Raw genomic sequence first — 20,948 nt, 5'->3', positions numbered from 1 at the left:
CAACGACCATTGCTGACCGCCCATGAAAAAAGAAACAGCTCTAACGCTTTTTTTTATACTGCTTGCCGCTGCCGGTCTCCATGCCCAACGGAGCGGTTCTTCGCTTTTTAAAGATCCTGTTTACCTGCCTGAGCGGTTCTATACTACATTTAGCAATGACCTGCCCATTTACAACGGAAGGCTGTACCAGGGATACCTGCCTACCATCGCCGGAACGCCGTTTATGGATGCGGACCAATGGACAGAAGGCACGGTATTTTTTGATAGCACCTGGTACAAAAATACCCGGTTAAAATATGATGTGGTAGCCGGCGAGCTGGTGATCGAAACCCCTGGTAAAATGCCTGTCATCCTTCCCGCTAACCCGCTGTATGCATTTACCCTGGGGCAGGAACGGTTCATAAAGCTGGGTCCGGGAAACAGCAAGGTACTGCCGGCCGGCTTTTATGAAATACTGGACGAAGGCAGGCTAACTGTATTGGCATTACGCAAAAAGATCATTAAAGAGACCACTGGTCAATCGGTGGTAGAGCGGGAATTTATTTGGAATAACCGCTTTTATATTTATCAAAACAACCTGTTTTACCCGGTAACTTCCAAAAAGAACCTGTATGCACTAACAAAAGAAAAGAAAGCGGCTATCCATAAGGCTTTAAAAAGAAAGCAAATCCGTTTCCGGAAAGACCCGGAAACGGCGATCCGGACAGCTGCTCAACTATATAACCAGGATTAATGTTAAAACGGCTTTTTATATTCATCTTTTTTTCCAGCCTGTGCACCACCATGGCGGCACAAACTGCTGTATCGGCGGCACCGGACAGTATTTTTGTAAAAGCTTATTTCTCGCAGCTGGAGCAACAATCAGGCTATTTTTTTTACTATAACACGGCACAGATCGACTCCATAAAAATCCCCGCCCCCCCTGCCAGCGGATCCTTGTCTGAACAGTTGCAGAGCGCGCTGAATAAAACAATGCTGACCTATACTGTTGACCACCAGGAAAAAAAAGTATACATCACAGGCAATTTAAAGATCCGGCTTTCATTACCTGCCGGAATCTATTATCATCCCGGCACGGCAGCACCCGCATTAAAGGCGGTTCCATTTGTCGATTACGGATTGAACAATAAAGACCGGAAGACCATTACTTCGGAAGACAAGATCTATGAAATCGGCAACCGGAACGGGTTGCATCATCCCCAGGCATTGCTTACCGGAACCATAAAAAGCGCGCGCACAGGGGAGCCGTTTCCCAACGCCTCCATAGCCATCGACAACGCCTATTTTGCCAATTCTGACGCTTATGGCAACTATTCGCTTAGCATTCCGCCCGGGAGGCATCAACTCAACATTGCAGGGTTGGGGATCCGCGAAATGAACCTGAACCTTATGGTATATACAGACGGGCGCATGGATGTTTCCGTACAGGAACAGGTACCTACATTAAAAGAAGTGATCGTATCGTCTACCCAAACACGGAACGTCCGAAGCGTGCAGATGGGCGTAGCGCGCCTGAGCATCCAGGAAATAAAACGGATCCCGACTGTTTTCGGGGAAGCCGATATCCTGAGGGCCATAACCACCTTACCCGGTGTAAAAACGGTGGGCGAGGCCAGTACCGGCTTTAATGTAAGAGGTGGTTCTACCGATCAGAACCTGATCCTTTTCAATGATGCCACCATTTACAACCCTGCACACTTTTTTGGCATGTTTGCGGCGTTTAACCCGGAGATCGTAAAGGATGTGGAACTCTATAAAAGCTCGATACCTGCAAAATACGGAGGCCGCCTGGCGTCAGTACTGGATGTAAACAGCCGGGAAGGAAATAAGAAACAACTGACCGGCTCAGCCGGGATCGGGCTGATCACCAGCCGTCTTCAGCTGGAGGGGCCCATTGTAAAAGACAAAACCTCTTTTATTTTTGGGGGGCGCACCACCTATGCCAACTGGCTCATCAATCTTTTGCCAAAGGAGTATGACCAAAGCCGGGCTTCGTTCCAGGACCTGAACCTCGGCATCAGCCACCGGATCGATTCTACCAGCGATATTTACATGAACGCCTATTACAGTAACGACCGCTTTAACCTGAATAATGATACCACTTACGGCTATACAAACCGGAACCTTTCGCTAAAATGGAAAAAGAATTTTACACGCCGTTTGCAGGGCGAGCTTACAGGCGGCTATGATTATTACCGGTATAAGATCAATGCCGATTCCAATGTGGTTAACGGGTTTAAACTCTTCTTTGACATCCGGCAGCTTTACGGCAAGCTAAATTTCGTTTATTTCATGAATCAAAAGCATTCCTTTGATTTTGGACTCAGTTCATTGTCGTACCTGCTGAACCCGGGTACTTTTGATCCTGCCGGCCATCAGTCACTGGTAAAGCCCGATACCGTAAGTGCAGAACGCGCGCTGGAAAACGCCGCGTATATCACGCACCGGTTCAATGCCACAGGACAGCTTTCTTTCAGCACCGGTATCCGTTATTCCTTTTACTCCTATTTGGGTCCGCAGGATGTGAGCTATTACCGGCAGGGCCATCCCCTTACGGATGACACCCGTACCGGCATTACCCACTATGATAAGGGAAAATTTATTAATAATTACCAGGGGCCCGAAATCCGGTTTTCTATGCGTTACGCATTTACCCCTACGTTCTCTATAAAGGCGGGGTATAATACATTAAGGCAATACATTCACTTATTGTCCAATACCACGGTTATTTCCCCCACTGATATCTGGAAACTAAGCGACCCCAATATCCAACCACAAACAGGCGACCAGGTTTCCATCGGGTTCTATAAGAACCTGAAATCAAACACCATTGAAACATCCGTTGAACTCTATTATAAAAACATAAAGAACTACCTGGATTATAAGCCGGGCGCCACCCTGCTGTTAAATCATCATATAGAAACAGATGTGATCAGCACCAGGGGCAAGGCTTATGGTCTTGAGTTCCTGATCAAAAAGCCGGTGGGCAAGCTGAATGGCTGGATCGGATACACTTATTCCCGTATCCTGCTGCGGTCTACCGGTCAAAGTTTGGGCTCATTGGTCAATAACGGAGCCGATTACCCGGCCAACTACGACAAGCCCCATGATATTACGATCGTTGGCAATTTCAGGGTCAATCACCGCTTCAGCCTGTCGCTGAATTCTACTTACAGCACCGGGCGGCCCATCACCTATCCCGTTGGTCGCTTTTATTACCAGGGATCCGAAAGAATGCTGTATTCCGACCGGAACCAATACCGGATACCCGATTATTACCGGACGGATTTTTCCATGAATATCGATGGCAACCACAAGGTTCACCAGAAGATCCATAACTCATGGACCATTGGCGTATACAATCTTTTGGGAAGAAGAAACCCTTATTCGGTCTATTTTATCTCTGAAAACGGTGCTGTGAACGGGTACAAGTTATCCATTTTCGGAAGCGCCATACCATTTATCAATTATAACATTCGCTTTTAAAATGAAACGGGGATACTATATTCAGATACTGATCATCATCGCTCTTTGCATTTCATGTAAGGACCGGTATTACCCGGAGATCAACGGCCCGGAAACCGGCTATCTTGTGGTGGAAGGAACCCTGAATGCCGGCAATGCCGCAACCAGCCTGCTGCTGTCCAGGACCACCGCAGTGAACGGCAGCAGGGGCCGGAGTCCCGTATTGAATGCCCGTATTGCCGTAGAAGGCAGCGACAACTCGGTATTACAGCTGCCCATGAGTACTCCGGGCAATTATGAAAACACCCTGCAATTATCCGCCGGCAATCGTTACCGCATCCGCATCAACACTACCGATGGAAAAGAGTACCTCTCCGATTTTGTACCCGTAAAAATAACGCCCGCAATAGATAGCATTGGTTTTAAAGAAAGCGAAAAAGGAGTGCAGCTATATGTTAATACACACGACCCTGCCAACAGTACCATCTACTACCGGTGGGATTTTGATGAAACCTGGGAAATCAACAGCTACTACCAGTCGATGCTGATTTATGATCCGAAATCGCCTGATGCCGATGAGGCCGGGGTAAGAAACCGGATTTTTCCCAGGGAAGATGTTTTTGCTTGCTGGAAATACGGCCGGTCCAGCGGTATCTACATAGGAAACTCAGCAAAACTTACATCCGATGTCATTTTTCAGCAGCCGCTTAACCTGATAGCCGCAGGTGACGACCGCCTGTCGGTAAAATACAGCATCCTGCTGCGGCAATATGCTATGGATAAAGCCGCCTACGAGTTTTACGACCTGATGAAAAAAAATACCGAATCCATCGGCGACATTTTTGGCCCCCTGCCTTCCGAATTAAGAGGAAATATTCATTGTACCACCAATCCAGGGGAGATTGTTATCGGGTATATTTCGGCAACCGTGCCCACCCAAAAGCGCGTATTCATCAACCGTCCCGCCGGATGGAAGTTCGGGCAGCTTTGCGAAATACAATTTGTGCTCCAGAACAAGGACAGCACCTTCGAAGCATTCTCGGCAGGAGCCACGATACCCATCAGCAATACCACAAGGGACTTCTTCACCGAGGGTTATTCCGCGGCAATGGCCACCTGCGTAGATTGTACCACAAGGGGCGGAAAGGTTCAAAAACCATCATACTGGCCCTGATAACTTTGAGCAAAATGCATACGATATTTAATCCTTTACTTCGTTGTTGCCGGTTTTTGATGCTTATTGCCGGCCTGTATATTCATTGGGCAGCCTCGGGGCAACAGCAGATAGCGAAACAGGACGCGGAAATGGACACTGCACAGGAAATCATTTTTGTGCACAGCGATAAGGATGCCTACCTTGCCGGTGAGCTGCTCTGGTTTAAAGTATACCTGCTAAATGCGGGTACACATATACCGGCCGGGTACAACAGCATTCTTTATATTGAATTGATCAGTGATAAGGGAAAGCCGGTGATCCAATCCAAGATCCAGACCCTCGGGGGCACAGGAAAAGGCAGTTTTTACCTGCCGGTTAATGTAGCCACCGGGGCCTACACACTTATTGCCTACACCAACCAGATGAAGCCGGGCAATGAAAGAGCGCTCTTTAAAAAACGGGTCCTCATTTCCAATACCATTGCCGCGGCAAACCCTCCTGCCCGCACTGCGCAGCCGGAGCCCACCATCCGTTTTTTTCCTGAAGGCGGGGCGCCTATTGAAGGCAGTTCCTCAAAAACGGGGGTACAGGTGCTGGACCCGCATACCATAAAGGGATTACCGGGTACCGGGTACATTATTGAAAACGGTACAGACACCATTACCCGTTTTGAACTGCTGAAATTCGGGCTGGGTCAGTTTACCTATACACCGTTACCGGGCAAAAAATATACGGCGGCAGTAATAGTGCCGGGAAAAGGCATTATAAAAAAAGAGCTGCCTGCGCCCCAATCCGGCGGCTCCCTTTTACGTATAACCGACAATGGGAACGACACCTACCTGGTTAACGTAATACTCCAAAACACCCCCCCGCAAAAAATGACGCTGGTCGCACACAGTGAGCAAAAGAATAAATTTGCAACGACCATCGATCTCCAAACCCGCAACACTGCCGAGATCCCCGTCAGCAAATCCAAACTTGGAACTGGTGTAATCTGCTTCACGCTGTTTGATCAGCATCGTCAGCCCGTAAATGAACGCCTGGTATTTATTCCCGGCAAACAGCCTTCAAAGACCGTAACCATCAGTACCGGCAAACAGGAACCAACGGCCAGGGACGGCATCTCCATAGAGCTGGCGCCTGCATTTAGCGGAGACAGTCTTGAAACCGTACAGGGTTCCCTTTCCGTTTATGCGATGGACAACAGTACAGCAGCACCGGATATCCGCGCATATCTGCAGCTTACAGCCAGTCTTTCAGGTACAATTGAATCCCCGGAGTTCTACTTCACTCCCGAAGCTGCCCATGGAAACTACATAGAGAACCTGATGCTTGTGAACGGGTGGCGGCGTTTTGATAATCCTACGCCTCTTTTTGACCCGGCTTTGAAATACCTGCCGGAATATGACGGACATATTGTTGCTGCAAGGGTTTTCAGCAGCTGGAACCATCAACCGGCCCCGGGGGTCCCCTGCCTGCTTACGGCGCCCTCCATTCCTTTTGGTCTTTACAATGGTACCAGTGACTCCCTGGGCATTGTCCGCTTCAATATAAAAAAATACTACGGACCGGGGGATATCTTTATAAAGCCAAACCCCTCTGCCAGTGCTGCCAACAACTATACAACCGCCATCATTTCACCATTTATCGACAGCGCCAACCGGTCTTTTACCCAACCACCCTATTTTCCGGACCCTGCCGACAGTGCATCCCTGCTAAAGCGCAGTATTGCGATGCAAACAGTCAACATTTATTATAAAGACAAGATCAACACCTATGCATCTCCGGGGTTAACGGATACACTTCCCTTCTATGGAAAGCCGGAGATCAGCTATCTCCTGGATGACTATAAACGGTTTTCCACAATGGAAGAAGTATTGCGGGAATATGTGCAGTCGATCAACGTAGTAATGCGCGACCGCAAACTCCACATGACGATTTATGATGAAAAATACCAAAACGTGTACCGGTATGCTGTGCTCGTGCTGCTGGATGGTGTACCCCTGGCCGACTATAACAGCATCTTTAACTATAACCCGTACAAAGTAAAACGACTGGATGTGGTTCCCCGCAGGTACGTGATCGGCCCATCGCTGTATTCGGGGGTTGTCAGCTTCCAGACCTATGAATCCAGGTTTGACGGATTTGAGCTGGATCCTTCTGCTGTCGCGATCGACTATGAGGGACTGCAGCTGCAGCGGGTATTTTATGCACCCGTTTATGCCAACGGAGACAAGGGAGATCTGAGGGTTCCCGATAACCGCACCACCCTGCTCTGGCAACCGGATATACAGCTTACCGGAAACCGGCCTTTGAATCTGGATTGTTTCACCTCCGATTATAAAGGTACATATAAGGTCGTGTTACAGGGTATTTCCAGCAAGGGAAGGCCTGTTTTTTCAGAAGCAACATTTACGGTAAAATAGCCCCGGACGAATGTAAAATATCCAATCTAAAATACAGAAGCCGCTCCGGTTAAACCCAAAAATCTTCGTTTTCTAAAACGGGTACCCTTTTTCACCCGCCCGATCCGGTACGGGTTTTATATTCTTCATTCAATATTTTACATTTTCATTCGGATTCTAAATTTAGAAAAAGCCTTTTTTTCGTCTTCCCCCCAGCCCTATGGCGCCCAGCAGTGAGCGCACAATGGTATTGCCCGCGGTACGCGCTACACTTTTGACAATAGGGTTATCAAAAAATCCTTTCTCTTCGGCTACACGTTTTGCGGGTTTTTCTTCTTGCTCCTGTGCTGCTTTTGCAGCCGCATCATTTAGCTTTTTAGTCAGCAGTTCGCAGGCGCTCTCGCTATCGATTACCTCATTGTAGTGGTAAGCGATCTTTGATCCGGAAATGATCGCATCAATCTCCGCATCTGTAAGTACATCCATCCGGCTTTGGGGCGCCCGCAGCATGCAATGCACCAGCGGTGTGGGGATACCCTTTTCATTCAGCATGGTAATCAGGGCCTCACCAATCCCCACCTGTGTAAGCAGTTCGTCCGTTTTATAAAAATCGCTCAGGGGATAGTTCTCAGCAGTTTGTTTGATCACCTTGCGATCCGCCGCCGTAAATGCCCGCAATGCATGCTGTACTTTTAATCCCAGCTGCGACAATATGGAGGCAGGCACATCCATCGGGTTTTGGGTGCAGAAAAATATACCCACGCCCTTGGAACGGATCAGCTTCACAATCGTTTCCAGCTGGTTTAGCAAAGCCGTGCTGGCTTCGTTAAAAATAAGGTGCGCCTCATCAATGAACAGTACCAGTTTGGGCTTGTCGAGGTCGCCCTCCTCGGGGAGGGAGGCATAGAGCTCCGCCAGCAGTTGCAGCATAAAGGTCGAAAACAGCTTGGGACGATCCTGCAGATCGGTAACCCTTACAATGGAAACCATGCCGCGTCCATCGCTGCTGATGCGCATCAGGTCATCCACATCAAAACTGCGCTCGCCAAAAAACAGGTCGGCGCCCTGCTGCTGCAGTTCGATCACCTTCCGCAGGATTGTTCCGGTGGACGTGGTCGATATCTTGCCGTATGTTTTTTCAAGCTCCGCTTTTCCTTCATCGCTCACATATTGCAATACCTTGATAAAATCTTTCAGATCTACCAGGGGCAACTGGTGATCATCGCAGTATTTGAAGATGAGCGACACAAAGCCCCCCTGCGTATCGTTCAGGTCCAGGATCTTGGAAAACAGCACCGGTCCAAATTCTGTTACCGTAGCCCTTAATCGCGTGCCTTTTTCCTGGCTCAGGGTCAGGAACTCGATGGGGTAGGCTTCGGGTTTAAACCCGATGGCCAGCTTTTGACAACGTTCCGCAATTTTGTCATTGGTTACTCCGGCAGCGCCAATGCCGCTCAGGTCTCCTTTTATATCCATCAGCAGCACAGGAATACTGGCATCGCTAAACCCCTCGGCCAGGACCTGCAGCGTTTTTGTTTTACCCGTTCCGGTGGCGCCGGCTATGAGGCCATGCCGGTTCAGGGTTTTAAATGGAATGCTTACATCGGCATCCGCCACCACTTCCCCATTTAAAATGCCCCTGCCTATCTTATAGCTTTCGCCTTTAAAGGTATAGCCTTCTTTTATGGCCTGTAAAAATTGCATTGTGTCTGCCATGATCTAAAATTTGTTATTGCAATATTCCTTAAGTTTTTTGATAAAAAGAATAAAAAACCGGAAGGGATAAAAAGTAAATGGATCGGTTGTAAAAAATCGCTACCTCATCCTTTGCAAAGTATATGCGGCATTTACCCACGTCAAAACACGTATAAATACGATAAAAAAACCGAAAACTCCCGCTGGTTCCGGCCCCGGGGCCGGGGTAATTTTGGGCTATTGAATTTTAAAATTAAAAAACAAATAACATGAAATCGAAATTATTAATTGTTCTTGTTGCCCTCAGCATCCTCACTGCCTGTAAAAAGAAAAAGGAAGATGCCACCCCTCCCCCCAGCGTTGTCGGTTTTTGGGAAGGGAAGTATGGAAACGGAAGCTCCGTGCCGGGATCTTCGTACTTCTTCCTGTTCCGTTCCAATGGCACCGTAAGGGTTTATGCCGATAACAGCGACACAGCATCTGCAGGAAAAGCAGAAGGCACATATATCGTAAGCGGCAACACGGTGAAGACCACCTATACCTACCCGCCTTCCATTTCTTATTCAACACAGGCCATTGTGGATGCCGGTTTTGCCACCATGGACGGCACCTGGGGCAGTGGCGCTAACGTAAGCGGTAGCGGAACATTTCGCATTTTCAAAAAATAAGGTTCCCCATATTCAGGTATTGCCTTCGGTTCGTTGCTATTTTAACTTTGGTTAAACATAAACCATCGCTTTAAAAGCCGGCTATTCTCAAAAAATTATAGAGCGGAGTATTCCGAAAATCCCCAACAGAGTAAGACGTGTATGCTGAAAAACGACAAGAGTAAGCGTAATAAACAAAAATTTTATCATGGAGAACATTAAAGAATTTGAAGCCGGCTTAATGAAAAGGCTGGAAGCCAAAGACACGGATAAGCTTGTTATCCGCAATATTTCAAAAGAGATCGTAAACCTGAAAAAAAGCGGGTTGCAGATTGACCAGGTTTATGTAAAAGGCGTACCCCGGCTGGACCGCTATATCATCAATGGTATTGTGGATCCTGAATTCTGGGGCAAGTTTAACAACGTTGGCGGCATTTTCTCCCGGTTTGAAGTATTTCCTTACGGGATCATTGCCCACCAGGGATTCAAGTTCAACGCTGAAATTGAAAGATGATGAATGCCCATTCAACAAACGGGAGTACTGCATGTGCAGCTCCCTTTAGAACCATCCAGTTACACCCTACCCGGCGGTGCAACCTTTGTTGTAAGCATTGCTATTCCAGCTCCTCGCCTTTGTTAAAAGAAAGCCTTGATCTGAACGCACTAAAAGCCTTTCTTAAATACGCTTACGACCAGGGGTTCAACAATATTTCCCTTTCGGGGGGTGAACCGCTACTATACAAAGATCTCGAAGCACTGCTGCAATTCACAAAGAAACTGGGCTACAACAATACCATGGCCACCAACGGGATGCTGCTGGGTTCGGCCCGTAACCAGGCGCTGCTGCAATACCTCGACCTGGTTGCAGTAAGCATTGACGGGCCTCCGGGCCTTCATGATTATATCCGCGGTCAGCAGGGGGCTTTTGAAAAAATGCAGCAGGGATTGCAGACTCTGCGGGAACTAAACAAACCCTTTGGACTGATTCATACCGTAACGCCCGAAAGCTGGAAAGAGCTGATCTGGCTGGGCTCTTTTGGCTTTGATGCCGGTGCCAAACTATTGCAGCTGCACCCGCTGGAGCTGTTTGGCCGCGCCCGGCAGGAACTTGCCCATTGGGTCAATGATGACCTTCACCTGCATCGCACTTATATCCTGGCCAATTACCTTAGCAGCAAATATCAGGACAGGATGGTGATCCAGGCCGACCTCTTGCACCGGGATTATCTTCAATCCTTTCCCCAGGTTGTAAACGGTTTTGCAAGAACCTGTAATGATAAAAGCCGGCTGGCCCAGGTGATTGATAATATTGTTGTTGATGAAACCGGAACCATCACACCTTTTGCCTATGGTTTTGATCCCCGGCTGTCGATTGGGAATGTTCACCATTTTGATGGCACCCTGTTCGATCACTACCTCGCAAAAAACAAGGTAAAAATTGAAACGATGATGAAACGGACGCTCAGTCATGTATTCCGAAACAAAGACCAGGATATTATTAACTGGAACGAAGTATGGGTATACAACAGCCGGAAGCCCCTGAAAGCTTCGGCCTGAAATACTTTTATAAACCCAAATCCCTTGCTATGAAACTTGCAATTTCTATCCTTTTACTACTGCTGTCAGCAGCGCTGTTATTTGGCTGATTCGTTGCGGAAGCAGCCGCTGTACTTGCGTTGAATTTGTGTTCGTTGGTTAAAAGCACAACATGACAAACGAAATTTTTTAGGACCGGCTATCTACAGAACCCCAGGTGGTTCACAAAAAAGCGGCCCCGGGAATGATTATACCTGGGCTGCTTTTTTATGCAGGCAGGCTTGCCCATTCCACTTTGCCCCGGGCGCTTCGTCAACGACCTGTATATCAGACTTTTTAACAAAAAATTCGGCTCCATTTGTTAGTGTATTAAAAAGCATTAACTTTATTTGCCATCTAATAACTCAAACTCAACAACATGGAAACAAAAAAACCAAGGATATTATTGTGTGAAGATGATCCCAATCTTGGGAATGTATTGAAGAACTACCTGGAACTGAATGACTATGATGTTACCCTGGAGCGGGACGGCCGCCTGGGTTTGGCCGCTTTTCAGCGGGAAAAGTTTGATCTTTGCCTGCTGGATGTAATGATGCCGCACATGGATGGTTTTACCCTGGCAGAAGAGGTACGCAATGTGGACCCCGATATTCCCCTGTTTTTCCTGAGTGCCAAAACCATGAAGGAGGACATTATCCAGGGATATAAACTGGGCGCCGATGACTATATTACCAAACCTTTTGACAGCGAGGTATTGCTTTTAAAAATCAAAGCCATCCTTAAAAGAAATGAGGAGCTGAACAAGGAAACAGAAAATAAAGAATACCAACTGGCCAGTTATCATTTTAATCCCAAATTGCGCCAGCTGATCCACAACGACAATACGCAAACGCTTTCGCCCAAGGAAAACGAATTGCTGAAAATGCTGGCCGAACATCTCAACGACCTGCTGCCCCGCGAGCAGGCGCTCAAAAAGATCTGGGGCAGCGATACCTATTTTAATGGCAGAAGCATGGACGTGTACATTGCCAAACTGCGCAAGTACCTGAAAGACGATGAAAAGATCGAGATCGTGAACATCCACGGGAACGGGTTCCGGCTGGTGGTGCAGGATTAAGCTACCAATAATTTTAATTATAGAAGCGTTTAGGCCATCAGGCTTAAGCGCTTTTTGTTATATAGAAAATCGTAAATTTGTACTTTACATATTTCGTATTTTGGCTGAGGTAACTTTAATATATGATCCCAAAAATGCCCTGGCAAAAAAAACGTTAAATTTCATTCTTTCCCTCGGAATTTTCAAAAAGGCTGAACGCAAAAACGCTATCGATATATCTCTGAAGGAGATAGAAAAGGGCGAGATAAATACTTATAAAAGCATAGATGCTTTTTTTAAGAAAATAAAAGCCGATGTATAAAATAACCACTACAAACAAATTTGAAAAACAATGGAACTGATAATAGACTTTGATAAAATCAACGATGCCTCAAAGAAAAAATTTCTTTTGGAAACTTTAAAGTTCCCTGGGGTTCGATTTAAAACATCAGACGCTCCGCAAACTTTAGAAGAATACAATAAAGAGCTTGAACAGGCGGATGCCGAGATAGATACGGGCAAGTACACCACTATGGAAGAGTTGCTTAAAGAAATGGAGCAATGGTAAGAGGCGTTTCCTATTTCAACAGTTTCCGTTTTTCCACTTCTTGTAATATGCTCATTTGCTGAATAGCTATTTTGTTCAGTTTTATCAGCCGCTCTTTTTGCGCTATCTTTTCATTGACGAAAACGGCATTGAGGTTCTCCATGTTTGAAAGGCAAATCAATTCGTTGATTGTTGCATAATCCCGAAGATTCCCTTTCAGGTCAGGGTTTGCCTCCCGCCATTGCCTGGCTGTAATTCCAAACAATGCGACATTTAACACGTCAGCTTCGTTGGCATAAATGATCGATGTTTGCGCAGACGACAACTCCTTCGGAATGAGATTATGTTTTATTGCATCAGTGTGAATATGATAGTTGAGTTTCGCTAATTCCCGTTTGGCCGTCCAGCCCAATTGTTTTTGCTCTTCTTCTTTAAGCCGTTGAAACTCGGTGATCAGGTATAGTTTAAAAGGAACACTGACTGCCGAACCAAACTCAAAAGCTATGTCTTTATGTGCGAATGTACCTCCGTACTTGCCTTTGCGTACGATAATTCCTATAGCCCTCGTTTTTTCTATCCATTCTGAAACACTCAATACAAAACTTGGCAAACCTGCCTGAGATTTAAAGTGGTCAAATTCGACCACTTTAAAATCAGGGTTATTTATTTGTTCCCAGGTACCCAAAAATTCCAGCGTGTAACGGTTTCGTATCCAGTTTTTTATTATATCGGCCGCGCGACTTTCACTTTCTTTGGCGTTTGCCATATCCGTAAGTGATATATAATCTCTTTCCTCAACCGAGATAATAGTGATTTCTGTGTTTTTTACATTGATTTTAGCCATAGTTCCGTAAAGTTGCAAAAAATATTGATGCTATTTCCCCAAAATTTATTTCATTAAAAAAAGAAAGTGCCGTCTGCATGGCCTTAAGACAAACCGGCATTTTCTCAGGTTAGCGCAGCCGGGAAACTCTTGATAAAGCAGCAAAAGCATGGGGGCACAGCTTTTCACCTGCTGTCCGCAGGAGCATGGACGTGTACATTGCCAAACTGCGCAAGTACCTGAAAGATGATGAAAAGATCGGGATCGCGAACATCCACGGGAACGGGTTCCGGCTGGTGGTGCAGGATTAAGCTACCAATAATTTTAATTATAGAAGCGTTTAGGCCATCAGGCTTAAGCGCTTTTTTATGCTGAATGATGATGCGCGGTATATTTGGGACCAGGAGCGCACCTTGTACCGGTGGATTACGCCCTTTCAGGGGATCGTAAAAGTGGAAGCATTCCCATCCCGGTAGAGCAACCGTGCCGGTTGTAACCATTAAGATTAAGAGTCATTAAGCCTTAATTATCCTTAACTTAATGGTTTATTTAAAGCCCCAGCTCCAGGTTTGCTCCGCGGTTCCCCGGTTTCTTACCCAAATGTTCATAAGCCTTATGCGTTACCTCCCGCCCCCGAGGCGTGCGTTGCAAAAAACCTTCCTGTATCAGGAATGGCTCGTATACTTCCTCAATGGTACCAGGCTCCTCTCCTACAGCGGTCGCAATTGTAGTAATACCCACCGGCCCCCCTTTAAATTTTTCGATGATGGCCAGTAAGATGCGGTTATCCATTTCATCCAGCCCATATTCATCCACATTGAGCGCTTTTAATGCATGTTTGGTGATGCCGGTATCAATCACCCCATCATTCAGCACCTGAGCAAAATCCCTTACCCTCCTTAAAAGCCCGTTGGCGATCCGCGGCGTTGCCCGGCTCCTGCCGGCAATTTCCGCAGCGGCATCCTTGAAAATTTTTACCCCAAGAATCTCTGCCGAGCGTAAAATGATTTTTTGCAGGGTGGCGGCGTCATAATACTCCAGGCGGGATTTTATAGCAAAACGCGATAGCAGCGGGGCCGTAAGCAAACCGCTCCGGGTGGTAGCGCCTACCAGCGTAAACGGATTCAGCGAGAGCTGGATGCTGCGCGCATTGGGGCCGCTGTCCAGCAGGATGTCCAGCCGGTAGTCTTCCATGGCCGCATATAAATATTCTTCCACCACCGTACTCAACCGGTGAATTTCATCAATAAACAGCACATCATTCGGCTCCAGCGAAGTCAGCAGCCCCGCAAGGTCGCCCGGCTTTTCAATTACGGGTCCGCTGGTTTCTTTTATATTGACACCCAGTTCGTTGGCAACAATCCGCGACAGGGTGGTCTTTCCCAAACCGGGGGGACCATGAAAAAGGATATGATCCAGCGCCTCGCCCCTCATTTTGGCGGCCCGTATAAAAATAACCAGGTTCTCAATCAATTGCGGCTGGCCGGCAAACTCCCGGATCTGCCCCGGCCGGATCGTGTTCTCAAAATCGCTCTCCGTAGCGCTCATGCCCTGCTTTTCTTTGTTTAAATTGGGGTTGCTCATTCTGATCCAAAGATATTAAAGAGCCTGTTTAAATAAAAATGGAAGCGCCACTGTTTCATTTTTTGTATTTTGCCCGTCTTTAGTAAAAAAGCAGTATGCGATCCTTTTTTTATCTGGTTTTTGTGGTTTTATTACTGGTTCAATGCAAAAAGGCCGCGGACACGGATGCGTCCAATGCATTTGCCAGCGACTCGTACTGTGCCAACTGTGGCTCTGTTCGTTTTCATATTTTGCTTTCGGATAAAACCACAGGTAGCAACTATATAACGGCCAATAATATAGCATCAACGGACATAGAGATCCGGAACGCCTTCAGTCAAACCATAAGTTCCTCCAATATTTCTGTTTCATTAAACGATCCGCAGGGCGCTATTATTTTTCCCATGCCGGACCGGTCCCGTTTTTTTCTGAAGATCAGGAACACCCTGCTGCTGGAGGTATCTTATACATCAAAGCTGAACAACGCCGGGCAGTATGAGATCAGCGGTGTAAAGGTAAAGGACCGCGCCAGCACCTTTGAAAAAATTACCGGGGGCTATCTTTTAAAAATAGATATCTAACCATTCTATTTCCTTAGAATATTGATTACATGCATTTCTGTGGTCCGCAGCTCCCCGTTGCGGCTATAGATGATCTTTACCTTTCCGTAGTTGGATTGAAGCGCCTGCTTCAGATCATCCAGCTGCATTCCGAATTTGTTGTTGATCGCCAAAATCGCGTCTCCTTCTTTCAGACCGGCCTTTTCCGCGGGGGAACCGGTCGGAATCTTTCCTATAACGGCAGCACCGTCTACCAGGTAAAGCTCAATGCCTGAATAAGCATAATCAAATGGCGCATTGAAAAACCGGTTGGGAGTAAGATGGATCTGCTGTTTGTCATAATTCAGGATCACATTGAACCTCCTGAAAATCTCATTCCCAATGAGGCCGCCCAGCGATGGGTAGGAGGTCACATTATAATCATCATCAAAAATATTCACAGGTACGTTCCGGAATTTGTAGGGGCCTATACGCAATGATTTCATTACTGTGAGGTACATGTCTACCCTTCCGCCCAGCCCTTCGCCCTGTTTCAGGTATTGTTTTCTTCTGGATTTTAAAAAGGAACTATCGCTCATATAATCATCCGAAAACAATACGGTAAGACCGGCCCCCAGGTCAAACAAATAATTGAACGTCCTTTTGCGGTTATCAGTTACTGATGACCGCGAATAAGGCAGCATCCGGATATAAGGATGCATCAGGTAGCCCCCTTTCGGATATTTGATTGTTCCCTTTGTATAAAAACCGATCTCCTGCTTTTCATAGTTGATCTTCAGGATGTAGCGGCTCAAAACGGAGTAACCGACAATTCCGTCAATTTTCTGCCCATAAAGAGATGTTAACACATTGTAATCGATGATATGAAAATCCAGGCTATCCATTTCATAGTTTCCCAGCTTCAGCCGCCGGTGCTTCAAAAAGCCTACTTTTCGAACGCCGCCAATTCCCCGAATGATCCGCTCCGGCGCACCCGGCCTTAGCTTCAGGCTTTCCACCGTTGTGGAGTCCAGTGAAATACCCCCGCTGCCCGTATCCAGTATAAAGTTGAGCGAGTCTTTAAAATCGTCCAGCAGGGCTTTGAACACGATTACCCCACCAGTGAATTGCACAAAAGGAATGGTGACCAGGTGTTTGCTGGGCGGGTCAATAAACTCTTCCTGCGCCTTCGGGTAAAAAAAGCAGCACAGGCAAAAAGCCATGTAAATGAAACGCAACCGGGCCATGCATGATCATTAAACAAGTTTTCTAAATTACTAAAAAATCAGTCACGAAGCTGCCATGCGGGGCTGCTCTTTCGGAGGGACTCGATAGTTTGCGTTACATGCCGGATAACATACGCCACTTCTTCTTCGGTGGTTTGCCGTCCCAAACTAAAACGGAGGGCCGCCTTTGCCAGGGGATCCGGCAGCTGCATGGCTTTTAAAACATAGGAAGGATCCAGCGATCCGGAGGTACAGGCCGATCCGGAGGAAAGGGCAATATCTTTATTAAGGCCGGCCAGTATTTCATTGCTGTTGAGGTAGCCAAATGAGGCATTGCACACATGCGGCAGCCGTTCTGAGCTGCGGCCGTTGATATACACATCCGGAACCTGCAGCAATGCATCTTCCAGCTTGTTCCGGAGCAGCTGAAGCCGCGTTGCCTCTCCGGCCATGGTCTCCCTGCAAATGGCAGCCGCCCTTCCAAAACCTACAATACCGGGCACATTCAGTGTGCCGCTCCGGATATTTTGTTGTTGCCCTCCGCCTGTAATCTGGGCAGCCAGTTTTACACGCGGATGCCTGTGGCTGATGTACAGGGCACCCACACCTTTGGGGCCGTATAATTTATGACTGCTGAATGCCATTACGCCTAACCCCGCTGCCTTTACATCAATGGGAATCTTGCCGGCGGCCTGTGTGGCATCGGAAAAAAACAGCACCTGATGCTCCCCGGCAATACGGCCAATTTCCGCTGCAGGCATGATCACACCGGTTTCGTTATTGGCCCACATAATGGCAATAAGGATCGTAGTGGGTTTGATTGCTGCCCGAAGTGCCTGCAAATCGATCTGCCCGTTGAGGTCCACATCCAGCCAGGTAATTTCCATACCCTTTCTTTCAAGATCCCTGCAGGTGTCTAAAACGGCTTTATGTTCCGTTTTTGCAGTAATGATATGGTTTCCTGTTCCGGCGTACAATGTGCTGATGCCTCTTAATGCCAGGTTGCAGCTTTCCGTAGCACCGGAGGTAAAAATAATTTCTCCCGGAGCGGCGCCAACCAGGCTGGCTACCCGTTGCTGTGCTTCTTCTACAGCGGCCTGGGCCTTCCAGCCAAAAGCATGATTGCGACTGGATGCATTACCATAGTATTGGGTAAAATAAGGGAGCATTTCCACTACCACCCGCTCATCGCAGGCTGTAGTGGCACAATGATCAAGATATATCGGTAACCGGAGCATCCATCAAAAATTATTTGACAGGCGCGCCCTCCAGCGGGATCTTGTTGCTGGCAGCAAAAGCCTCCCGTTCTTTGACAAATGCATCATCTGCCAGTGTTTCCTCTTCCTGGAGCTTAATGATCAGTTCATTAACCTTATTATCGGCCATGGCGGTATCCTTCACTTCCTTATAAATCCGGGCTATTTCGGCGTAAGATCCGTTTACAGATCTTTTATAAAAATCCGCCAACCGTACCGCAGCATCCCGGTAGCTGCCGTTTCCTTTATAATCCGGAAGCTCTTTTAGATTTGTTGCAACTGAATCGATCTGGGCTCCAAACCTGTCCAGGTCGCCCAATTCCGCCGCCTCACTCCCCGTCACCTTCTGTACTGCAAATAATGTTTGCTGCATTTGGGTAATACGGGAAGTTATATACTGGTCATAGTCTTCTGCCCGGGTAATTTCTTTTTTACCGCCATCGCCGCAGGCTGTAAGGCCCGTAATAAAACCGGCTAAAATTGCTGCAGCTATAAATAGAGATTTTATTCGCATGATTTTTTTATTTAGTGTTTAAGCCTTTTTGAGGAAACAATAGTACGCTTTTTGACCAACACCGCCTTATGCGCCTTCTTCACTATTATTGATCCCGAGTGTGGCTACCGCAAGGCTTGCCGCTATCTGCGATGCGTCTTTTTTGTTGAAGGCCTTTCCCTGCGCTATTATTGTTCCATCAACAACTGCACCAATTGTAAACAGGCGCCGGCCATTTTCCAGTTTTTCTTCAATGGTGGCAAATTCCAGTGTTTTCCCCTGCTTGTTAGCCCAGCCATACAATTTGTTTTTATGGTTGATTTCCCGGGATTCCAGCTCATCCATAAACATATGCGGGGCAATGATGTAGTTATATACCCATTTGCTGGTTTTTTTATAGCCCAGGTCCAGGTAAATAGCACCCACCAGTGCTTCCAATGTGTTGCCAAAGATATGGCTGCCCCGGAGGGTATGATCCTGCTTGTTGAAATGTGCAATCTTTTTCAGATCCATTTTCAGGGCTACTTCATTGAGCTGCTGCCGGTTCACCATCTTGCTGCGCATTTCGGTTAAAAAACCTTCGCCCTGGTAAGGGTAGCGTTTAAAAAGATAGTCGGCTACCAGGGCACTCAGGATGGCATCCCCAAGGTATTCGAGCCGCTCATTATTTTCATCAACATTTTCCCGCAGGGAGCGGTGGGTAAGGGCGGTTTTATATAGGGAAATATTATCGGGAGCAAATCCCAATATGTTTCGTAACTGCTTTTTTAAAGCCGCATCGTTTTTTTCTTTAAAAATTTCTCTTATAAAATTCACAGATCACTATGAATATTTTTTTACGATCACACAGGCATTATGACCGCCAAATCCGAAGGTATTGCTCAAGGCAATATTTACCGTGCGGTCCTGCGCTTTGTTAAACGTAAAATTCAACCGTTGATCCAGTTCAGGGTCATCGGTAAAATGGTTAATGGTTGGGGGTACTTTATCATGTATCACACTTTTGATACATGCAATGGCCTCTATAACCCCGGCGGCGCCCAGGCAGTGGCCAGTCATGCTTTTTGTAGAGCTGATGTTGAGCTCGTAGGCATGCTGACCAAATACTTCAAGGATCGCCTTGGTTTCAGCAATATCGCCCAGCGGCGTGGATGTACCGTGTGTGTTAATATAGTCTACATCCGAAGCTTGAATATTGGCATCTTTCAGCGCTTCGATCATCACGTTTTTGGCGCCCAGGCCTTCCGGATGCGGGGCCGTAATATGGTGAGCATCGGCCGTGGCACCGCCCCCGATCACTTCGCAATAGATCCGGGCGCCACGCTTTTTTGCGTGTTCCAGCTCTTCAAAGATCAGGATGCCCGACCCTTCGCCCATTACAAAACCATCGCGGTCCTTATCATAAGGACGGCTTGCGGTGGCAGGGTCATCATTGCGTTCGCTCATAGCCTTCATGGCATTAAAGCCGCCCACACCCGCTTCACTGATCACGGCTTCACTTCCACCGGTTACAATAATATCGGCTTTGCCCAGGCGGATGAGGTTCATGGCATCAATCATCGCGTTGGTGCTGCTGGCGCAGGCGCTTACCACAGCGTAATTGGGGCCACGGAAATTATGGCGCATGCTGATTTGGCCGGCAGCAATATCCAGGATCATTTTTGGAATAAAGAAGGGGTTAAAACGCGGCGTTCCGTCTCCCTTTGCAAAATCCATTACTTCATTCTGAAAGGTGATCAGCCCTCCGATACCACTTCCCAGTACCACACCAATACGGTCCGGGTTAATATTTTCTTTTGTAAGACCGGCATCCGAAACAGCCTGATCGCTGACTACTAACGCAAACTGGGTAAACCGGTCTACCTTACGCGCTTCTTTTTTATCAAGAAACCGGGTAGGGTCAAAATTCTTTACTTCGCAGGCAAACCGTGTTCTGAATTTACTGGCATCAAATAAGGTGATCGGTGCTGCTCCTGAAACGCCATTAATCAACCCGTTCCAATAGTCATCAACCGTATTGCCTAACGGTGTTAATGCGCCCATCCCGGTTACAACGATCCTTTTAAATTCCATAAACGGTTGTCCTTATTTTTTATGATAAAACCGCCTTTGTATATGGAGGACCACAGTCAAAGGCGGTGTATTTGATGTTTTACTTTACCAAAGCCAAGTTGGCTGCCAAAAAACTACTTGGCGTGCTCTTCCAAATAAGATACAGCCTGACCTACAGTAGTAATTGTTTCGGCTTGCTCATCCGGAATAGAAATGTTGAATTCCTTTTCAAATTCCATGATCAGTTCTACGGTATCCAATGAATCGGCACCGAGATCATTTGTAAAAGAAGCTTCATTAGTTACTTCTGCTTCGTCAACTCCCAATTTGTCAACGATGATTTTTTTAACTCTTGATGCAATGTCTGACATATCTTATTAATTTAGTTATTGGTGCAAAAATAAAGTTTTTGACCAAAATTGCATCGGAAAGAAAAAAAAAACTAAAAA

General features: G+C 47.0%; 20 protein-coding genes and 1 pseudogene. 12 read left to right on the top strand and 9 right to left on the bottom strand.

From position 1 onward, the window contains the following. The first annotated feature begins 22 nt into the window (after window positions 1-22). Genes GGU45_RS19465 through GGU45_RS19450 form a run of 4 tightly spaced genes read left to right on the top strand, consistent with a single transcriptional unit; the run spans window position 23 to window position 7,047 of the window. Window positions 23-733 (top strand): hypothetical protein, encoded by a 711-nt coding sequence (locus GGU45_RS19465; protein WP_435227602.1) that lies wholly within the window; start codon window positions 23-25, stop codon window positions 731-733. Further along, window positions 733-3,486: a TonB-dependent receptor gene (locus tag GGU45_RS19460; RefSeq protein WP_435227601.1), complete on the top strand. Its 2,754-nt coding sequence runs from the start codon at window positions 733-735 to the stop codon at window positions 3,484-3,486. Before GGU45_RS19465 ends, GGU45_RS19460 begins: the two co-directional genes overlap by 1 nt. A 1-nt stretch (window position 3,487) precedes the next feature. Further along, on the top strand, window positions 3,488-4,639 hold the full coding sequence (locus GGU45_RS19455; RefSeq protein WP_435227599.1) for a DUF4249 domain-containing protein: 1,152 nt from the start codon (window positions 3,488-3,490) through the stop codon (window positions 4,637-4,639). Between the two features lie 14 nt (window positions 4,640-4,653). Then, on the top strand, window positions 4,654-7,047 hold the full coding sequence (locus GGU45_RS19450; RefSeq protein WP_435227597.1) for a hypothetical protein: 2,394 nt from the start codon (window positions 4,654-4,656) through the stop codon (window positions 7,045-7,047). 162 nt (window positions 7,048-7,209) lie between these two features. Here GGU45_RS19450 and GGU45_RS19445 read toward each other — a convergent pair whose 3' ends face one another. Next, complete coding sequence (locus GGU45_RS19445; protein ID WP_435227595.1) at window positions 7,210-8,742, bottom strand: helicase HerA-like domain-containing protein; 1,533 nt, start codon at window positions 8,740-8,742, stop codon at window positions 7,210-7,212. A 248-nt stretch (window positions 8,743-8,990) separates the two neighbouring features. Between GGU45_RS19445 and GGU45_RS19440 the strand changes: the two genes are divergently transcribed. The 6 genes from GGU45_RS19440 to GGU45_RS19415 all read left to right on the top strand — a co-directional run bounded on the left by GGU45_RS19440 (window position 8,991) and on the right by GGU45_RS19415 (window position 12,568). Next, window positions 8,991-9,389 carry a hypothetical protein gene (locus GGU45_RS19440; protein ID WP_435227594.1) on the top strand — a complete coding sequence of 133 codons (399 nt, stop codon included), beginning with the start codon at window positions 8,991-8,993 and terminating at the stop codon, window positions 9,387-9,389. Between the two features lie 187 nt (window positions 9,390-9,576). Further along, entirely contained in the window at window positions 9,577-9,882 is a 306-nt protein-coding gene (locus GGU45_RS19435) for a hypothetical protein (RefSeq protein WP_435227593.1), read from the top strand. Next, a complete protein-coding gene (locus tag GGU45_RS19430) occupies window positions 9,879-10,925 on the top strand; it encodes a radical SAM protein (RefSeq protein WP_435227592.1) in 1,047 nt (348 codons plus the stop codon). The genes GGU45_RS19435 and GGU45_RS19430 overlap by 4 nt, the downstream gene beginning before the upstream one ends. A gap of 397 nt (window positions 10,926-11,322) precedes the next feature. Continuing rightward, window positions 11,323-12,021 carry a response regulator transcription factor gene (locus tag GGU45_RS19425; protein ID WP_090389716.1) on the top strand — a complete coding sequence of 233 codons (699 nt, stop codon included), beginning with the start codon at window positions 11,323-11,325 and terminating at the stop codon, window positions 12,019-12,021. A gap of 100 nt (window positions 12,022-12,121) precedes the next feature. Then, complete coding sequence (locus tag GGU45_RS19420; protein ID WP_435227590.1) at window positions 12,122-12,322, top strand: hypothetical protein; 201 nt, start codon at window positions 12,122-12,124, stop codon at window positions 12,320-12,322. Between the two features lie 30 nt (window positions 12,323-12,352). Then, the gene (locus GGU45_RS19415; protein WP_435227589.1) at window positions 12,353-12,568 is read left to right on the top strand and encodes a hypothetical protein; all 216 of its coding nucleotides are present in this window, start codon (window positions 12,353-12,355) and stop codon (window positions 12,566-12,568) included. Window positions 12,569-12,578: 10 nt separating this feature from the next. Here GGU45_RS19415 and GGU45_RS19410 read toward each other — a convergent pair whose 3' ends face one another. Next, a complete protein-coding gene (locus GGU45_RS19410; RefSeq protein WP_435227587.1) occupies window positions 12,579-13,391 on the bottom strand; it encodes a KilA-N domain-containing protein in 813 nt (270 codons plus the stop codon). A gap of 152 nt (window positions 13,392-13,543) precedes the next feature. On the opposite strand from GGU45_RS19410, the pseudogene GGU45_RS19405 reads away from it, so the two are divergent. Next, window positions 13,544-13,681, top strand: a pseudogene (locus GGU45_RS19405) (hypothetical protein); the annotation flags it as partial. A 238-nt stretch (window positions 13,682-13,919) separates the two neighbouring features. Here GGU45_RS19405 and ruvB read toward each other — a convergent pair. Then, window positions 13,920-14,954, bottom strand: a complete 1,035-nt coding sequence (ruvB, locus tag GGU45_RS19400) for a Holliday junction branch migration DNA helicase RuvB (RefSeq protein WP_435227585.1) — start codon at window positions 14,952-14,954, stop codon at window positions 13,920-13,922. A 95-nt stretch (window positions 14,955-15,049) separates the two neighbouring features. On the opposite strand from ruvB, the gene GGU45_RS19395 reads away from it, so the two are divergent. Then, complete coding sequence (locus GGU45_RS19395; protein WP_435227584.1) at window positions 15,050-15,514, top strand: hypothetical protein; 465 nt, start codon at window positions 15,050-15,052, stop codon at window positions 15,512-15,514. A 5-nt stretch (window positions 15,515-15,519) separates the two neighbouring features. Here GGU45_RS19395 and GGU45_RS19390 read toward each other — a convergent pair whose 3' ends face one another. From GGU45_RS19390 to GGU45_RS19365, 6 genes are all read right to left on the bottom strand, one after another. Next, a complete protein-coding gene (locus GGU45_RS19390; protein ID WP_435227582.1) occupies window positions 15,520-16,719 on the bottom strand; it encodes a retropepsin-like aspartic protease in 1,200 nt (399 codons plus the stop codon). A gap of 38 nt (window positions 16,720-16,757) precedes the next feature. After that, window positions 16,758-17,936 carry a cysteine desulfurase family protein gene (locus GGU45_RS19385; protein ID WP_435227580.1) on the bottom strand — a complete coding sequence of 393 codons (1,179 nt, stop codon included), beginning with the start codon at window positions 17,934-17,936 and terminating at the stop codon, window positions 16,758-16,760. Between the two features lie 10 nt (window positions 17,937-17,946). Next, window positions 17,947-18,468 (bottom strand): LIC11966 family surface protein, encoded by a 522-nt coding sequence (locus GGU45_RS19380; protein WP_435227578.1) that lies wholly within the window; start codon window positions 18,466-18,468, stop codon window positions 17,947-17,949. Window positions 18,469-18,534: 66 nt separating this feature from the next. Continuing rightward, on the bottom strand, window positions 18,535-19,263 hold the full coding sequence (rnc, locus tag GGU45_RS19375) for a ribonuclease III (protein WP_435227576.1): 729 nt from the start codon (window positions 19,261-19,263) through the stop codon (window positions 18,535-18,537). A 6-nt stretch (window positions 19,264-19,269) separates the two neighbouring features. Then, on the bottom strand, window positions 19,270-20,520 hold the full coding sequence (gene fabF, locus GGU45_RS19370; protein ID WP_435227575.1) for a beta-ketoacyl-ACP synthase II: 1,251 nt from the start codon (window positions 20,518-20,520) through the stop codon (window positions 19,270-19,272). Window positions 20,521-20,633: 113 nt separating this feature from the next. Beyond that, window positions 20,634-20,870: an acyl carrier protein gene (locus GGU45_RS19365; RefSeq protein WP_008587437.1), complete on the bottom strand. Its 237-nt coding sequence runs from the start codon at window positions 20,868-20,870 to the stop codon at window positions 20,634-20,636. Between the last annotated feature and the right edge of the window lie 78 nt (window positions 20,871-20,948).

Source organism: Niabella hirudinis (assembly GCF_051201075.1).
Lineage (GTDB): Bacteria > Bacteroidota > Bacteroidia > Chitinophagales > Chitinophagaceae > Niabella > Niabella hirudinis.
Note: the sequence above shows the minus strand (reverse complement) of the source record. Positions and strands in the feature narration are given on the sequence as shown.

Coding starts and splice junctions, on each gene's coding strand:
- GGU45_RS19410 (WP_435227587.1), bottom strand. CDS start 13,391: ATGGCTAAAATCAATGTAAAAAACACAGAAATCACTATTATCTCGGTT.
- GGU45_RS19440 (WP_435227594.1), top strand. CDS start 8,991: ATGAAATCGAAATTATTAATTGTTCTTGTTGCCCTCAGCATCCTCACT.
- GGU45_RS19365 (WP_008587437.1), bottom strand. CDS start 20,870: ATGTCAGACATTGCATCAAGAGTTAAAAAAATCATCGTTGACAAATTG.
- GGU45_RS19445 (WP_435227595.1), bottom strand. CDS start 8,742: ATGGCAGACACAATGCAATTTTTACAGGCCATAAAAGAAGGCTATACC.
- GGU45_RS19430 (WP_435227592.1), top strand. CDS start 9,879: ATGATGAATGCCCATTCAACAAACGGGAGTACTGCATGTGCAGCTCCC.
- GGU45_RS19415 (WP_435227589.1), top strand. CDS start 12,353: ATGGAACTGATAATAGACTTTGATAAAATCAACGATGCCTCAAAGAAA.
- GGU45_RS19390 (WP_435227582.1), bottom strand. CDS start 16,719: ATGGCCCGGTTGCGTTTCATTTACATGGCTTTTTGCCTGTGCTGCTTT.
- GGU45_RS19465 (WP_435227602.1), top strand. CDS start 23: ATGAAAAAAGAAACAGCTCTAACGCTTTTTTTTATACTGCTTGCCGCT.
- ruvB (WP_435227585.1), bottom strand. CDS start 14,954: ATGAGCAACCCCAATTTAAACAAAGAAAAGCAGGGCATGAGCGCTACG.
- GGU45_RS19460 (WP_435227601.1), top strand. CDS start 733: ATGTTAAAACGGCTTTTTATATTCATCTTTTTTTCCAGCCTGTGCACC.
- GGU45_RS19425 (WP_090389716.1), top strand. CDS start 11,323: ATGGAAACAAAAAAACCAAGGATATTATTGTGTGAAGATGATCCCAAT.
- GGU45_RS19395 (WP_435227584.1), top strand. CDS start 15,050: ATGCGATCCTTTTTTTATCTGGTTTTTGTGGTTTTATTACTGGTTCAA.
- GGU45_RS19455 (WP_435227599.1), top strand. CDS start 3,488: ATGAAACGGGGATACTATATTCAGATACTGATCATCATCGCTCTTTGC.
- GGU45_RS19380 (WP_435227578.1), bottom strand. CDS start 18,468: ATGCGAATAAAATCTCTATTTATAGCTGCAGCAATTTTAGCCGGTTTT.
- GGU45_RS19450 (WP_435227597.1), top strand. CDS start 4,654: ATGCATACGATATTTAATCCTTTACTTCGTTGTTGCCGGTTTTTGATG.
- fabF (WP_435227575.1), bottom strand. CDS start 20,520: ATGGAATTTAAAAGGATCGTTGTAACCGGGATGGGCGCATTAACACCG.
- GGU45_RS19435 (WP_435227593.1), top strand. CDS start 9,577: ATGGAGAACATTAAAGAATTTGAAGCCGGCTTAATGAAAAGGCTGGAA.
- GGU45_RS19385 (WP_435227580.1), bottom strand. CDS start 17,936: ATGCTCCGGTTACCGATATATCTTGATCATTGTGCCACTACAGCCTGC.